We start from the raw sequence: 17413 nt of genomic DNA on the forward strand, positions 1-17413 counted from the left end.
GCTCTGTAGTTGAACATGCCATTATAAATAATAGCGAGAGTAGAGTAGATATTCTTTTAAATATTGTGTTTAAAGTAATAGTCATTGTTAAATTAAGAGCTATTTTAAAAGTCCATAGGTTTCAGTTGGCGTGCCATAACTGGTTAGAATTAGTTCATCATTAATCAATATTGCATGGGTGTTGCTTCCTTTTATTGATAGTCCAGATTTCGGTTGCGAAACATATTTAAAAGTACCGCCGCCGACACCAAGGAGTATGGTGCCGTAGTTGGCGTCAAATTTTCCTATTCTAAGTTTATAATAATCATTGTTACCCAAAAGTAGTAAATCTGTATTACCATCATTGTTGAAATCTGAGCTAATGATTTCTGAAATAGGGGCGTATTGTGCTTGAATTGGCAACGGTTTGCTATGGTATTTACCGCCTGCACTGCTCATTAAAACAGTAGTTTCTTGATGTGTTATTGTTAGTTTACGGGCTTTCTGTAATTCAGTTTTATTGAAAATATCGGTTATAGTTGCATCGGCATATTTTTCATAACTATTGAACTGTTGTCGTTTGCCTGAAAGTTGACCTAGCAATTCATCTCTTGTAATATAGGGGTAGCTAGTGCCATCCATATAATAATTCAAAATTGGATCTATAGAGCCGTTATTATCAAAATCTGAATAATACAATTCAGCGGGAGTATCAGTACTTAGTTTAAACTGAGTATTAGTACCAATGTTACCTGCAATAATATCTGGTTTACCATCTTTATTAAGGTCGGTTACATGTAGGCTGGTCCATAATCCAGATAAAGGTTCGTCAAAAAACTGATTTGTTTTTTGAACCAATTTTCCATTTTTATTGAGGTAGATTGATATTGGCATCCATTCACCAACAACGATTAAATCTTCTATTTTGTCACCGTCCATGTCTGCCCATACAGCAGCAGTGGTCATGCCTATATTTTTTAGTTCTGACTGAATATCATCGGTCTTGTCAGTGAAATTGCCTTTGCCATCATTTATTAGAATATAGCTTCTAGATGATTCAGGAAAACGACCAGGAATAATAGAACCACCAATAAAAATATCGAAGAGGGTATCGTTGTTAACATCTGAAAAAGCAACTGAACCTGTTGTTGTTTGCATATTTGGTAAAGAAGATTTAGACCTTGTAAAATTTCCTTTTCCGTCACCTAGATACAGTCGGTCTTGTAATAATGGGTCATTTTGGGCAAAGTTATGGTAGCCAGCACTAGCAACGTACATATCTAGATTGCCATCCTTATTTACATCGAAAAGTGCTATATCTGAATCAAAATGTGCTTTGTCTAAATCAAAACTGGCATTTACCTTTTGAGTAAATTTCTTGTTCTTGGTCTGTATGAATACAGATGTCGCTTGTTCAATGCCACCACCAATGATAATATCTTCTAAGCCGTCATTATTGATGTCTCCTTTTGCCATTGGCGGCCCGTCATGCGATACTTGTTTCATTAGAAGCGACTGCCTCTTAAAGTCATTTACTGATGATGATTGGTGCTGATAGTTAATAGTACTCGAAACCTTTGAAAATAAGACGTCTGATTTATCTTTTACTAAAGCTGATTTTTTCGCATTACTCTCTTCAAGTACCAATAGTCGATTTGTAGAAACTTGTTTAAGTGTTTCCTTTTTACCTGAATTCCAGCTAATTGTTAGGGAATCTATTGTGGTATTGTTGGCTAAACCAAAATGTAATATGGTAGATACGGTCGACAAATATCCCTGGGTAGGCATTTGTTCAATTACTTGTGTTTCTCCATTACTGAAAATACTCACTTTAGAACCAATACCATGTTTATTCTTATCGCTGCCTTTAAGTTCTACACTCAAATAATTGTTGGTTTCATTTGGCGAATTGTTTCTGTAAATAAAAGCCGGTTTGTTGATGTTATTTACTACGAGATCCAAATCACCATCATTATCTAAGTCTGTATAAATGGCTCCGTTACTATTTGCAGGTTGATTTATACCGGCATTTTTAGTGTTGTCAGTAAAATTTACACCGTCTTTATTACTATAAAAGAAATTAGTTAGGTTAGACGCTGGCATTTCTTTGATTAACTCTAAAACATCTTGTCGTTGTAACCTGCCTTTAGATTGAACGTAACTATCCATGTAGTTGATAAAATCTAAATTGGTGTAGTCTCTGAAATATCCGTTAGTAATAAACAGATCTTTAAATCCGTCATTATCGAAATCTGCAAATAGTGGAGCCCAGCTCCAATCTGTATTCGAGATACCGGATAATTGACCAATTTCACTAAAGGTGTCATCACCATTGTTCAATTGGAGCATGTTGCGCATGTATTGATGATGAAAACCGCTTCTAATATTTAAATCAAATTTTTCATAATTATCTGGCGATAATAATAGCTTTTGGCGTTTATTATCTTTTGGCAACATATCTAAGGTGAAAATATCTTGTAGACCGTCATTATTAATATCTGCCACATTATTTCCCATAGAAAAGTGACTTGTATGCCCCATTTGTGAGCCTAATTGATCTGTGAACGTTCCGTTATTATTATTAATATACAAGTAATCTGGTACTGTATAATCATTGGAAATATAGAAATCTTGCCATCCGTCGTTATTGATATCACTTATGGCAATACCTAATCCGTAGGTTAGGGCAGAACCGCTAATACCTGCTTTTTCGGTGATGTCGTAAAATTTATTATTTCTTTGTTCAAATAGACGAGTACCTTGAAACGGGTCATCTTTTTTTAAGAATTCTTTTGTACTTACTTCATTTAATACTGGCAGTGATTTCGGATTATGATTTAGTAACAGCATGTCTAAATCGCCATCTTTATCATAATCAAAGAAATAGCCTTGGTTACTGAATGCGGCACTTGCCAAACCGTATTCTTCGGCTTGTTCTTTGAATATGGGAATATTGTTAGGGTCGTTACCTAGATTGATAAAAAGTTGATTTTTACGCTTAGCATCGGGCAATGCGCCTGAATAACATAAGTAGAGGTCTAATTTGCCGTCGCCATTAACATCTGCTGAAGTAATACCTGTTTTCCAGGGTCCAGTTCGGCCCGCTACTTTAGAGATTTTGGTGACATCATTAAAAGAAAAATCTCCTTCGTTTAAATAGAATTTGTTTTCACCCATATTAGAGGTAAAATACAAATCTTGTAATCCGTCATTATTGAAGTCACCCGTAGCTACACCACCACCATTATATAAATACTCATATACTAATACATTTGCATTTAGCCCTTCTTTTAAAGTGTTCTGAAAAGTAATGTTTGTTATACTTTCAGGTAAAAGTGTAAATAAAGATGATTTTTCGACGGTATTGATAGTAGGTGTCACTTCGTCTTTATTAGCCTTCTCTTTGCAGCTTTGAAGAAGTATACATATTATAAAAAGATAGAAAGTAAGATTTTTTGTCATTTGCTTAAAAGTAAAAGATCTATCCCCTTTTGGGATAGATCTTTAAATTAACTCAATTTAAACTAAACTAATAACCTGGATTCTGAATCAATAGGTTATTTCTATTGATTTCATCTCTACTAATAGGCATGAAATACATTTTGTCATCCCAAGTTCTAGTTTCGTTATCATTATTATCTACAACAGTGTAAGTATAATCATATACTGTTGGATCATATTGATAAGGGGTTCTTGGTGTAGCACCTGCTTTTAGTGCCGCAGTAACTTTCATTACTTTGATGCCTCTACCCAACGTTTGGTCAGCGATCATCCATCTTCTGGCATCATGGTATCTATGCTCTTCATATGCTAGCTCGACCCTTCTTTCGTTGATATAATCTTCTAAAAGCTCAGTACCCGATGATTCAATTGCCGGCATACCTGCTCTAAAACGAATCTTGTTCAACCAATTTCTAGCTTCACCTTCATCCCCTAAAGCAATAGAAGCTTCTACATAGTTCAAGACTATTTCAGTATATCTGATAAATGGCCACGGTACAACTTGAGCACTAGATTGATTGTCAACTAAATTCGGGTCTGAATCAATAAATTTACGTACGTAATAACCTGTTCTACTTCCGTTCCAGTTTTCAATTGGTGAGTCTCTCATATCCACACCTGGCACAATTATAGATTTACCTTCATTGTCTATACCTTCATATGTACCAGTCTGAATTTCATTAAAGGGGTCTATTCCAGCAACATCAGCTGGTCTTGGTTTCCAAGCAGCTCCATCATAAAGAATTGTTGCAGCTAATCTAGGGTCTCTATTCTCATACGGAGCAGCAGCGTGTTCAGGATTGTTCCAATCGAAATCAGAACCATCCATCATCTGGTAATCATCTACCAATTGTTGAATTGGTGTATTACCTGCCCAGTTATGGTAACCGTTCGGGCCATTGTTGATCCCTTGGTGAATACCACCTAACGGCCAGTTACTCTCGGCTGTAAATAAAGGTGAATGTGTTCTTTCGAATAAAAGTTCAGATCTTGCAGCAGCGTCACCAACAGTACTACCACCACCCATGGCTATAGAAATATAGTTTTCTGTAGCTTCTTCTGCTGATGCAGGTTCGGTTAAATTTAGTTTGTAGCCTGATACGTCATCTAAAATTTCTTTGGCAGCATTTTTAGCAGCGTTCCATCTACTACTTCTATCACCGGAAGTATATGCAATCAATTCTGGATTGGAATATTGTTCTAATATAGAGGATTTAGCACGTACAGCTGTTTCATCTCTTAAATCACTAGCGGCATATAAAAGAACTCTAGATTTTAAACCCATTGCACTTAACGTTGAAGCTCTACCCGGCGTAATATCTTTTTCTTTTAATAAAGTAATAGCCTTTTCAATATCAGCTAAAACGAATTCGACATTTTCAGCATAGGTACTTCTTGCTATTGAATAATCATCATCAAGGCCATAAGGTGTATCTATTAAAGGTGCGCCACCATAATATCGCATTAATTGATGGTAATAATATGCTCTTAAAAAATGAGATTCACCCATTAACCTGTCCTTAAGCAATTGGTCATCAAATGGAGCATTTGGTAATTCTTGTAATGCAATGTTTGCCTTACGAATTGCCGAGTATAGTTCATCCCATTGGGGAATTATAGTGGTATTTCCTGTGCTCGTTGGAGACAAAGTGCCTTCTGTTATAAAATTGATATTTCTTCCGGAATGTGTAAACATAGCTTCATCTGTTAATGATGCCAAGCTTTCTTCTTCAAAACCTCCATAACCTAGAGAAGCGTAAATGTTAAACACAAATGCCTGTGCCGTAGCACCATCTGCCCAAGTGGCATCTGCTGAGAGGGCATCTAAGGGTTCGGTTTCTAAGAAATCTTCATTGCAAGAAATAGGTACTAACGCGAGCGTTAGTATGCCTAAGAGTAATAGTTTTCTTTTTTTCATGATTTTTTTTTTAAAATGTTAAGCTAAAACCTGTGTTAATAATCGACTGTTGTGGGTAGAACTGACCACTATTACTAGTCGATTCAGGGTCATAGATATCTTGTGCTGCCCATGTAGCCAAGTTAAGACCGCTCATGTATACCTTAAATTTAGATAGACCAAATTGATCTATCATTTCTGATGGAAAATTATATGCTAGTTGAACGTTCTTAAGTCTTAAATAATCTTTACTGAATAGATTGTAAGTATTATCTCCATATTCACCACCTGAATAATACGTATCTCCACGACTTGCTAGTCTTGGGTGAACGCTACTTGGGTTATCTGGGCTCCATCTATTATCATAACTGTACTTTAAAAAGTTACCAATATCTCCTGATTCTGTTTGAATAAATAATTTGGCACCCGTTGCACCCTGTAATAAAACTGAAAGGTCAAAGTTCTTGTAAGAAGCATTGAAGGTAACACCAAAGTTGAAATTAGGATTGATACTATTTTTTAATCTTACTTGATCTAAATCATTAATAGCACCATCACCATTAACATCTTTAAACTTCATGTCGCCAGGTTCTAAGGTAGTTTTAACAGCGCTATAATCTAATGGGTCAGCGTCTATGGCAGCTTGGTCAATAAAAACCCCGTCAGATTCATATACCAAATACGATCCAATTGGCTTTCCTTCTCGTAATTGATAGCTTGGAGCTCCAGGAATTTCATCTAAAAACTCTACCGTGTTTTGTGCATAACCACCATTAACACCTACATCCCACTTAAAGCCATCTACATTACCACCAAAATAGTTTAATGCAAATTCGAAACCTTCATTATTTACTTTACCTGCGTTTACCGGCGGTAATAAATCAGATATACCAGAAGATCCGGGTGTAGATCCTGTTTTCTGAATAAGTATCTGGTCACGTTTGTTCAAGAAGTATTCTAAAGTGAAGCTTAATTTACCATCAAGCACGATACCATCTAAACCTATGTTATAGTTCTTAGCACGCTCCCAAGTAAAACTAGGGTTAGCTAATAAAGGTTCAGAAAGTATTGTTTGAACTTGTCCATTAATTGGATACTGACCAAACTCGTAAATAGATCTATATGCGTATTCCTGTAATTCATCGTCAGTAATTTCTCCATCTTCATTTATATCAAAAGAAACTTGGTCATTACCCATTTCACCGTATGAAGCTCTAAGTTTTAAGTAGCTTATAGAATCTACATTAAACCAATCTTCATTGTTAATGTTCCACCCAACTAATAAACCAGGGAAGAATCCGAAACGATCGTTACCTGGGAAAATATAAGAACCATCATACCTCCAAATAAACTCAGCTAAGTACTTCTCTTTAAAGTTATATTGAGCACGACCATAGTATCCTAAACGTGTTCTATTGTAGCCATAACCATCGGTTTCTTGTGCAATTTCACCACCAACACCTAGCTGATCAACTGCTGTAGAAAGGTAGTTTCTTCTAAATGCCGAGAAAAATTCACCTTGAAAATTTTCTCGGGTAACACCAGCTAAAAGACCAATATTATGATCCTCACCAAGCGTTCTGTCATAAGTTAAAAGACCGGTAAGGTTAGTATTCAGTATATTGTTAGATGATTGTAATAATCTGGCATCTGTAAAGTTAGATCTGATAGCTCCTTCAAGTACAGGGTTACCGGTTTCAATGTAGTTATCACGATTTAATGAATATAGAGTCCATGGTGTTTGCCATAATTTTCTACGTAACTGGCTTTGATCTACACCTGCCAATAGTGTTAATTTCAAACCTTCTACCCATGGGTTCGTAATATCTACAGAACCTGTAAATTGTAGGTAATCTGTTGGTTGTTTGTCATAGCCAGTGGCATTGGTAGTAACAACAACAGGTTGTTGTCCATTTTCAATATCTGGACCCGGTAAACCGTTTGGCCAAATTGCAGGTTCGTTTGGTCTACCTCTCATTAACATTCTAAAAATAGCACCTGCACCTTCAGTTGGGAATGTTCTATCTTCCTTTCTGTATGCCATGCTCAACTTTGTAGAAATGTATTCATTAATTCTAGCATCGGTATTCAATCTAAAATTATATTGCTGATATCTATTTGCAGAATTCTTGTAGATAGCGCCTTGGTCAGAATACCCTAAAGAAGCATAATACTTTAAATCTTCATTACCACCACTTATAGATAGATTATGTCTTTGTTGTTCTGCCCAATCTTTAAAAGTTGCACCGAACCAATCTGTGTCTGGGTATAACCATGGGTCTGCACTAGTTCTATGATTATTGATAGTTTCTGGACTAAAAGCTGCATTTACAGTTTCTGCAGGACTACTGCCAGGTATGGTATAGCTGCCGGTAGTTTGAAAAGCAGTATTAGCTGTGCCCCATTGCGATGCTGGTATATTGCTGTTGTAAATGGCCAGTTCGTTCATTATAGTTTGGTATTCGACGGCACTCGCCATTTCTGGTACTCTAGTCGGTCTTGTAAGTCCGAAATCGGCTTTATAGTTTATTTGCATTTTACCAACATTACCAGTTTTGGTAGTAACGATAATTGCTCCGTTTGCAGCTCTTGCACCATAAATTGCAGCAGAGGCATCTTTAAGTACAGAAATATTTGCAATGTCATCTGCATTGATACGACCTATACCACCATCTCTATCTGGTATACCATCAATTACAATCAATGGTTGGTTGTTACCTAATGTGTTTGTACCACGAATACTAATAGTTGATTCGTCATTACCAGGCTCACCACTAGTTTGTACAATAACAACCCCAGGTAGTCTACCAGCCAATGAGTTGGATACACTAATAGCGGGCGAACTTTCTAGAACTGGACCTTGTACTGCCGTAACTGCACCAGTTACGGTCGCTTTTTTCTGGGTACCGTAACCAACGACAACTACTTCGTCTAAGTTTGCAACGTCTTCTTCTAGAGAAACGTTGAGGGTACTTTTGTTATTTACGGGTACTACTAAAGTTTTAAAGCCGATATAGCTAAATCGTAAACTGGTACTGCCATCATCTACGGTAATTGTAAAGTTACCGTCAAAATCTGCTTGTACTCCCGTTGTTGGGTTATTTGCATCAATGACTGATACACCAGGTAACGGCATGTTATCTGAAGCTGATGTAACAGTTCCAGAAACGGTTGTTTGTGCGTGGAGACTGAATAGGAGGAATCCACTAAAAAATAAAATCATCGTTAAGCTTGCACGATTTCGAATCATGGAAAACTTAGAAAAGTTTTTTTGATAATTCATAAAGTTAGTTGTTACAGTTGTTAGTTATTGTTGTTGGCATTCGAATCATAATCTCATGGAAGCATTTTGAGATAAAATACTATGATACACTATGCTACTATAAACAAATATATAAATTAATGTTAATTTAATAAATTTTGTTATGATATTTTTTGAATATGATATTTGAATCACAAAATATTGAGGATCTATCACTGTTAGCTTTTCATTAGGACTCCCTACTTGTAGGGGTTTTTTCTTTGGAGATAGGTTTTTTTAATCAAAAAATATTTTTTTAAAAAAATGTTTCATGTGAACGTTTCACTTCAATTTTTAATGATTGTTAATTTTGGATGTTTTATTAACTCTTCTCTGCTGAACTACGGTTTATGAGTGAACTAAAAATGGAAGAACTTTGATATATTTTATTAAATTGTATATTGACGGCTCTTAATTTGATTATAATTTATGCCGGTTATTAGTAAAATTTTAAACCTAACCCACAATAATAACCTTACAAAACACGAACAATTGGTTCAGGGAGTTATTGAATCAATTGAAGAAGGTAAATTGACCGTCGGTGACCGCTTACCTTCTATAAATATTATGGTTGAGGAAATTGGTTATGCTCGAAAAACTATTTTTAAAGCGTACGAAGAACTTAAAAATAGAGGTCTCATTGAGTCGAGACAGTTAAAAGGGTATTTTGTAATAAGTCAGGCAACAAACATTACTAAAAGAATGGCTTTGTTGTTGTTTGCTTTTCAAAGCTATCAAGAAGAATTTTACAAAACCTTTCGAAAAGAAATGGGTAAACGATTTCAGATCGATGTATTTTTTCATCATAATAACACGACCGTTTTCGAGACTATTATGACAAATATTAACGGTAAATATGGAATGTATGTCGTTGCGCCTATTGAAAATGAAAAGGCAGCTCTGTTACTACAAAATATTGAACCTAAAAAATTATTACTAGTAGACCGTTATTTAAACTTGGGTAAGTCCTTTTCTTATATTTCTCAGGAATTTGAAAATGTTATTTATACTTCATTAGTAAAACTGCTCCCAGAAATTAAAAAATATAATAAGATCATACTTTATTTTAATGAAGAGAGCGATTATTCACCCATAACTATTAAAAGTGCATATGAGAGTTTCTTGAAAGAGTATTCAATTGAAGGTGAAGTTAAAAATAACTATACTATTGGTTCTGCAACTAAGGGCAATCTCTATTTTGCATTAGGAGATACTAATCTATGGCATATTTTACGTGATGCTGTTCGTAAAAATTTAGTTATTGGGGAAGATATTGGCATACTTTCTCAGAATGACAATGTTTCAAAAGAGATTGTTTTTGGTGGTATTACTACCATTTCTACAGATTTTAATGAAATGGCCAAATTGGCGGCAAGACATATAAAAAATGAAAGTATTACGCAGTTAATTATGCCATCAAGGTTAATTAAACGCGCTTCTTTATAAAATAATTCTATCCAAAATTAAATTGTAGTTTACAATCTTTATTTTCTTGACTAAATGTTGGTTTAGAGATTTGTTCCTTCTAGTACAAAAAAGGGGGTTTCAATCTTATTTGTTCTATTTTTGAAAAAAATTGCGAGGAATGCATACTATTACTGAATATCGAGAAGAGTTTATTGCGTATTTGGACTCAATGAAAATTACAAAGGAACCTAGAAACCTTTATGAGCCCATTACTTATATTCTTGGTTTGGGCGGAAAGCGCTTAAGACCGGTTCTGGTATTAATGACTGCTGAGATTTTTAAAGGCGATTTTAAAAAAGCTTTAGATGCAGCCGTGGCTATTGAGGTTTTTCATAATTTTTCTTTGGTTCATGATGATATTATGGATGATGCTCCTGTTCGTAGAGGGCAAACTACCGTTCATGAAAAGTGGGATATAAATACAGGTATTCTTTCTGGTGATGCTATGCTGATTATGGCATATCAGCTTTTTGAAAATTATGAGCCTAACGTTTTTAGGGACCTTGCTAAATTGTTTAGTAAAACAGCATTAGAAGTTTGTGAAGGTCAGCAGTATGATGTTGATTTTGAAACTCGCGATGATGTTATGTTACCTGAATATCTGAAAATGATCGAATATAAAACAGCTGTTCTTGTTGCCGCTGCTTTAAAAATGGGTGCTATTGTTGCCGGGGCCTCTGATACGGCACAAGAGCAAATGTATAATTTCGGATTAAATCTTGGTATAGCCTTTCAATTGCAAGATGATTACTTAGATGTATTTGGTGATCCAGAAACATTTGGAAAACAAGTGGGTGGCGATATCATTGAGAATAAGAAAACGTACCTATATCTAAAAGCATTGAATTCTGGTTCTGAAATGATGACGAAAGAGCTAGAACATTTATATTCTATTCAGCCAAAAGAAGCAGATGCTAAAATTAAGGCTGTACGTTCAATTTTCGAGAAAACAGAAGCAGATAAGGCAACTAAAGTGGCTATTACAGACTACACGGCAAAAGCTTTTGAAGTATTGGATGGAATGGAAATAGAGCTTGAAAACAAAGATTTGTTAAAGCAATTCGGAGAAAACCTTATGAACAGAACGGTTTAAAATAACCGTCTTAATAACGCTTTTATAAATGGCGTTTTGGGACAAGCATTTATGTAAATAATATCTTCCTTTAAACTGGTATTCTCGTCTAAGAATTTAAATACCAGTTGTGGTTTTATGGATTTGAATATAGATTCGAAAATTGCATGTCCGTTACCATTATTATGATGTAAAACATCTAAAAAAAGCATATCGTAAAACCAGAACTTATTTTTTAATTTCATTTTTTGAAGTGGCTCGCCTAGCTTTATATGTTCAATTAATTTCGGAATCTTATTTGCCGTACTCATTAAAGTGTAGCCTGTGCTTGGTTTTGCCCATCCGCCTGCGGTTCCTATATATCGTATTCTTTTGGTGTGGTGTTCTCTAAAATCATAAGCGGTCATGGGTATACTACCCGCTTCCTTTTCAATAATTTCATAAGTATTGCATTGAAAACGGTCTACTATATATTCTTTTATCGCCGCTTCATATTCGCCTTTTGGCAGTAATTGTTCTGAAAATAACGTGTATTCAATCAACGCGGTGTCATTTGAATAGGGCAGTACATACATAAAACGAGTATTACCTTTTTGAGGGATGGAAAAATCCATGTAGGTTACTTCACTAGCATTGAAAACGGGCTTATCAGTTTTAATTACCCAGCCCACAAAATGTTGCTGCAACACCGGATATTTTTTTTGCTTGGTTGCCATTTTATAGTCAAAAAGACTATTGAATATGTACTTGCTAGAATACGTGTTATTGGTAGTTTTTACTGTAACTTCAGTGGCTGACTCATTTAAGTCTACCATAGCTTCTTGAACAAAGGTTATGTTCGATGATTCTTTTATTCTACCTAAATAGTGATTGTAGAAATCAATACTCCTAATCATTTTGTAGGAGTACGGCTTTATGTCTGTTCTTTTAAGAACATCTTTTCCTTGAAAGTGGATAGAATTCCATCTTTTATAAATGATTTCCTCGAATTGACCATTGCTTTCCTCCCAGAAACACCAAGTGCGGTCGTTCTTATTTTTTGGGTTTTTGTCAAGAAGTAATATCCTTTTTTGATCAAAGAACGAATCATTGAGCATGGCATCAGCCAGTAATAAGCCAGAAGCGCCTGCACCAATAATGATATAATCGTATTCGTTCATGAATTTTTAAAACTTTACTTCAGTTATTAAATATTGAGAATCTCAAAAATACGAAATAGCAATTGTCTTTTGTGCTTAATTCAAGGTGTAACGTAATCCGAAAAATGATCTTATGCCCTGGTTAGGTCCGTAAACGTATGATGGGTCAAAAGTCAAAGCATTTGGGTTGTTTGGGGTAGCCACCGCATTACCATTATTATCAAAAGTTACTTCTTTATCAAATGGGTCGTTTGTACGTGCAATAATAAATGGATTTCCGCTATTAGGTGTCCAATCCAAAAGGTTTTTTACTCCTCCATAGAACTCAAAATTCTTTAAACCATCATATGTGAATTGGATATTTTGAATACTCCAAGCAGGTGAATAATCACTTCTTGGGTCGTTTTTACCTAAGGTAGGTAAACGCATAGGTCCGTATAAGTTTCCTGTATAGTCTACAGATAAATCCCAAGCACGAATATCATAGCTAATACTCCAATTAGCAGAATAGCTTTCGGTAAGTATTTGTCTTTCTTTTACACCGTCTTCTGTATTACTTACATTTTGTAATGTGCCGCCTAACATAAATTTTAAACCGTTGTAAAATGAAACATCTACATTGGCGCTAACTCCTTTTGAAATAGATGTTCCGTTTAAATTGTCATATATAATTTGATTAGGATTTGTATCATAATCTGGGATAATGACATTCTGAAAATTGGTGTAAAATACAGATGCATCTAAACTAACAAAAGTGCCATTGTCGCCATAAATTTTCTTTAAGTAATTCAGGTTTACATTAAACGAACGTTCTGGTTTTAATTTTTCGGCAATGATGACATCTCGCGAGCCTGTTAATGCAGCATGATCCTCGGTAAATAGATTTACTACCCTAAAACCTGTACCAGCATTTAAACGAATAATATCATTGTCAGTGAATTTAAAACGATATGCGCCTCTGGGGGTAAAAATATTACCATGGCGGTCATCATAATCGTAACGACCACCTACTAGTAAAGAATGCTTTTTATTAAAAGCTATTTCATCTTGTACATAAATACTTGGTATTAGAACTTCATCTGGTTCATTTCCATTGGCATTTAAGGTAGCCGGTGTGTTGTCATCATAATAATTGTATCGCAATGCAGTACCTGCTAAAAGACTATGTTTGCCTATAGTTTTGTCCCATGTTAATTGTGTAAAACCAATGCGCTGATCGGCTAGGTAGGGCACATCGCCATAAACAGAATTTTGTTTGTGGTCATTATAAGAAAAAGAAAGCATCAATTGTTCTTCTGTAGGGAGTTGATATTTACCTAGAACTTCCCATCTACGGGTGTAAATACTTTCTCCATAAATTTCATCTCCACCTCTAAATTCTGGGGTCCATTGCATTTCACCACCCCATCTATCTTCGTAAAAAAAGCGTCCGGCCAAAGAAAGAATTCTTGAGTTTTTTCTAGTGAAATTCCACTTTTGAAAAACTGAAATACGGTCTTGTAATGTAAGGTCTGTAAAATTATCTCCGTTATTATCAATAGGGTTATCATACTTGAAATAGTTGGCACCTAAGAGTACAATGGTTTTTTTGCCTATATTAAATTTCGTGCCTACATCTAGGTTAAATTCTCCCCATGAGGTAACAAAACTATCCGCAAAAAAATCGGGAGCAGTCAGGTTATTTTTTGTGATGATATTTATGAGTCCGCCAACGGCTTCACTTCCATAAAGTGTAGAAGCAGGACCTTTAACCACTTCAATTTGTTCAATAAGCGAATTCGGAATACCTGATAATCCATAAACTGTTCCTAGTCCGCTTACAATCGGCATACCGTCAATTAATACCAAAGTGTACGGCCCTTCTAGACCATTTATATGAATATCACCCGTATTACAAACATTACAATTTATTTGTGGGCGTACACCATTTACATTCTGAAGCGCTTCAAAAATACTGGCCGTAGGGTTTTTCTTGAAAAAAGTCGGTTTGTACACTTCTACGGGCACCGGACTCTCTAATCTACTAACAGGCTTTAAGGTTCCGGTAACGACCATTTCATCTAAAGATTCGGTAGAAGGGGATAAGTTGATGTTTATAATTTGATCTTCGCCAGCAGAAATACTTATTGTTTTGTAAAATCTCTCGAACCCAATGGTAGAAGCTATTAGCGTGTGTTTACCTATGGGTATATTTTTTAAAGTGTACTGTCCGTTTTCATCTGAAGCAGTACCAATTTCTGATCCCTTCAAATAAATATTTACATAGACTTCTGAACCGTTTTTTGATAAAACAGTACCAGATATAGTAGAATTTTGCGCACTTATGATACCGAAAGATAAAATAGAGTAAGCAAAAAATATTATTTTAATCATCTAAATATTATTTTAGACAAAACTAAAAAATTGTTTTTACGTATAAAAATGTATTTTTGTGTTTATATTGTTTTTACATGACATTATCTGAAGAAGATTACATAAAAGCTATTTATCATTTAAGCGAGTTCAATAGTAAGTCTGTTGCTACCAATGCCATAGCAGAGCAGATGAAGACGAAGCCGTCGTCAGTTACCGATATGATCAAAAAGCTAGCGGAAAAGTCTTTGGTGAATTATAAAAAGTACCAAGGTGTGTCACTTTCTGAAAAGGGAAGGTTGGTAGCACTCTCTATCATTAGAAAGCATCGTTTATGGGAAGTGTTTTTGGTAGACAAATTAAATTTTTCTTGGGATGAAGTCCACGTTGTAGCCGAGCAATTGGAACATATAAAGAGCGATGCTTTAATAGATAAATTAGATGCTCATTTAGGGTTTCCGAAAGTGGATCCGCACGGAGACCCGATCCCTAATAAAGACGGAGTGTTTACCAAATCTGTAAAAAAGTTAATAAGCGAATTACCAGTTGGTAGTCAAGGCGTTTGTGTTGGGGTTAATGATTCGTCGGCAGCTTTTTTAAAGTTTTTAGATAAAAATAAAATCTCTTTAGGCGATACTTTTAAAATATTGGAAATTGAAGAGTTTGATGAATCCGTTACTATTTCTACACGATCAGGGTCTATCAGAATATCCAAACAAATAGCAACGAATTTATTTTTAGAGATCGTAGATGTAGAGTAGTTTTTAACTGATTAATTTTTGAAATTATGGAAGAAATTATAGCGTATTTTGAATCGATAGACCCAGTATTAGCTGCGTTTTATGCGACATTATTTACTTGGGGGCTAACTGCAGCCGGTGCTGCTTTGGTTTTTCTATTCAAGACAATGAACCGTGCTGTCTTAGATGGTATGTTGGGTTTCACTGGCGGAGTTATGGTTGCGGCAAGTTTCTGGAGCTTACTGGCGCCTGGTATAGAAATGAGCCCAGGAGAAGGGTTTGTTAAGGTAATACCAGCAGCCGTTGGTTTTTTCTTAGGTGCCATGTTTATTTTTGGATTGGATAAAGTATTACCGCACTTACATATTAATTTTAAAGAGAGTGAAGCAGAAGGCGTAAAGACTCCTTGGCGTAGAACCACCTTGTTGACCTTAGCCATTACACTCCATAACATACCGGAAGGTTTAGCGGTCGGGGTTCTATTTGGCGGAGTAGCAGCTGGTTTTGATGGTGCATCTATTGGTGGTGCCGTCGCATTGGCGCTAGGTATAGGTTTGCAGAATTTTCCAGAGGGTTTCGCCGTAGCTATGCCGTTAAGAAGACATGGTTTAAGTAGAAGTAAGAGTTTTATGTTCGGTCAGGCATCTGCACTTGTAGAACCAATTGCTGCTGTTTTAGGGGCATGGGCAGTGATGACTTTTCAGCCTATTTTACCTTATGCACTTTCATTTGCCGCTGGTGCAATGATTTTTGTTGTGGTGGAGGAAGTGATACCAGAAACGCAGCAAGATAAATACACCGATATTGCTACAATGGGCTTCATTGGCGGTTTTATAATTATGATGACTTTAGATGTTGGGTTAGGGTAATAATTTAGTTTTAACTAACAGCAGTAATTTTATATTTGAACAATTAATTACATAATTAAGCGTATGGGTATTTTAAAATATAGTTTTTTGCTTTCGGTGGTATTCTTAAAATGTGGTAAAGCTCAGGACATAGTAAATCCAGTAAATGATGAGCAAACTAGTATAGTTGACTCAGTAAACTACAGAGATGAAATGCGCTCGTTTGTTATTAATTTGAGCGAGTATGCCAAAAATGTAAAGCCTAGCTTTAATATTATTCCGCAAAATGGAATAGAATTAATTACTAAAAAAGAAGATGCTAAGGGTAGCGTTTACACAGATTATTTAAATGCCATAGACGCACAGGGTCAAGAAAATTTGTTTTACGGTTATAAAAGAGATAATGCAAAGACACCTACCTCCGTTACCGATTATATGGTCAACTATTTAAAAGTATCACAAGATTATAACAATGAGATCTTTGTTATTGATTATTGTAAATCTGATAGTGATGTTGAAAATGCTATAGAAAAAAACTTAGACCTGGATTTTATTCCATTTGCGGCACCAGAACGAGATTTAACGGTAATTCCTGAAATTTCTGAATCATTACCAATATCTACAAAAAATATATCCTCTTTAAAAGATGCCAATAACTTTTTATTTTTTGTAAATTATTCTGATTATGATTCAAAAAATGATGTAATTGAAGCAATTTCAGCAACAGATTATGATGTAGTATTTATGGATTTGTTTTTCAATGACGGCTCTGAATTTGGAAGAACTATGATTGAACGTTTAAAAGTAAAATCAGATGGTACTAAGCGCTTAGTATTATGTTATATGAGTATAGGCGAAGCGGAAGATTACAGGTTTTATTGGAATACTGTATGGCATAATCAAAAACCGGTTTGGTTAGAGGAAGAGAATCCAAACTGGCCAGGAAACTATAAAGTAAAGTATTGGGATCCGGAATGGCAAAGTATTATTTTCGGTTCGGAAAATGCTTATTTAGACGCTATTTTAGCAGTGAACTTCGATGGTGTTTATTTAGATATTATCGATGGATTTGAGTATTTCGAAAACAAAAACTAGTGCTATTTCTATTAGGTATTTC

10 protein-coding genes are annotated in these 17413 nt (G+C 35.3%); 5 read left to right on the forward strand and 5 right to left on the reverse strand.

The genetic code is table 11. The annotated features are described in order from the left end of the window. Positions 1-99: 99 nt before the first annotated feature. From DFQ03_RS02650 to DFQ03_RS02660, 3 genes are all read right to left on the reverse strand, one after another. On the reverse strand, positions 100-3441 hold the full coding sequence (locus DFQ03_RS02650) for a VCBS repeat-containing protein (protein WP_133671476.1): 3342 nt from the start codon (positions 3439-3441) through the stop codon (positions 100-102). Positions 3442-3508: 67 nt separating this feature from the next. Then, positions 3509-5398 carry a RagB/SusD family nutrient uptake outer membrane protein gene (locus tag DFQ03_RS02655; protein WP_133671477.1) on the reverse strand — a complete coding sequence of 630 codons (1890 nt, stop codon included), beginning with the start codon at positions 5396-5398 and terminating at the stop codon, positions 3509-3511. 10 nt (positions 5399-5408) lie between these two features. After that, positions 5409-8600 (reverse strand): SusC/RagA family TonB-linked outer membrane protein, encoded by a 3192-nt coding sequence (locus tag DFQ03_RS02660; RefSeq protein WP_243834398.1) that lies wholly within the window; start codon positions 8598-8600, stop codon positions 5409-5411. A 507-nt stretch (positions 8601-9107) separates the two neighbouring features. Here DFQ03_RS02660 and DFQ03_RS02665 point away from each other — a divergent pair. Further along, a complete protein-coding gene (locus tag DFQ03_RS02665; protein WP_133671478.1) occupies positions 9108-10124 on the forward strand; it encodes a GntR family transcriptional regulator in 1017 nt (338 codons plus the stop codon). Positions 10125-10263: 139 nt separating this feature from the next. Then, positions 10264-11238: a polyprenyl synthetase family protein gene (locus DFQ03_RS02670; protein WP_133671479.1), complete on the forward strand. Its 975-nt coding sequence runs from the start codon at positions 10264-10266 to the stop codon at positions 11236-11238. Here DFQ03_RS02670 and DFQ03_RS02675 read toward each other — a convergent pair. Both DFQ03_RS02675 and DFQ03_RS02680 read right to left on the reverse strand, forming a co-directional pair. Next, positions 11235-12377: a lycopene cyclase family protein gene (locus DFQ03_RS02675; RefSeq protein WP_133671480.1), complete on the reverse strand. Its 1143-nt coding sequence runs from the start codon at positions 12375-12377 to the stop codon at positions 11235-11237. The genes DFQ03_RS02670 and DFQ03_RS02675 overlap by 4 nt on opposite strands. 75 nt (positions 12378-12452) lie before the next feature. Next, positions 12453-14729 carry a TonB-dependent receptor gene (locus DFQ03_RS02680; protein WP_133671481.1) on the reverse strand — a complete coding sequence of 759 codons (2277 nt, stop codon included), beginning with the start codon at positions 14727-14729 and terminating at the stop codon, positions 12453-12455. 77 nt (positions 14730-14806) lie between these two features. Here DFQ03_RS02680 and DFQ03_RS02685 point away from each other — a divergent pair, with 77 nt between their 5' ends. From DFQ03_RS02685 to DFQ03_RS02695, 3 genes are all read left to right on the forward strand, one after another. Beyond that, on the forward strand, positions 14807-15469 hold the full coding sequence (locus DFQ03_RS02685) for a metal-dependent transcriptional regulator (RefSeq protein ID WP_133671482.1): 663 nt from the start codon (positions 14807-14809) through the stop codon (positions 15467-15469). A gap of 26 nt (positions 15470-15495) precedes the next feature. Further along, on the forward strand, positions 15496-16317 hold the full coding sequence (locus DFQ03_RS02690) for a ZIP family metal transporter (protein WP_133671483.1): 822 nt from the start codon (positions 15496-15498) through the stop codon (positions 16315-16317). Positions 16318-16380: 63 nt separating this feature from the next. Further along, entirely contained in the window at positions 16381-17391 is a 1011-nt protein-coding gene (locus DFQ03_RS02695) for an endo alpha-1,4 polygalactosaminidase (RefSeq protein ID WP_133671484.1), read from the forward strand. Positions 17392-17413: the final 22 nt, after the last annotated feature.

Source organism: Maribacter caenipelagi, from assembly GCF_004364175.1.
Classification (GTDB): domain Bacteria; phylum Bacteroidota; class Bacteroidia; order Flavobacteriales; family Flavobacteriaceae; genus Maribacter; species Maribacter caenipelagi.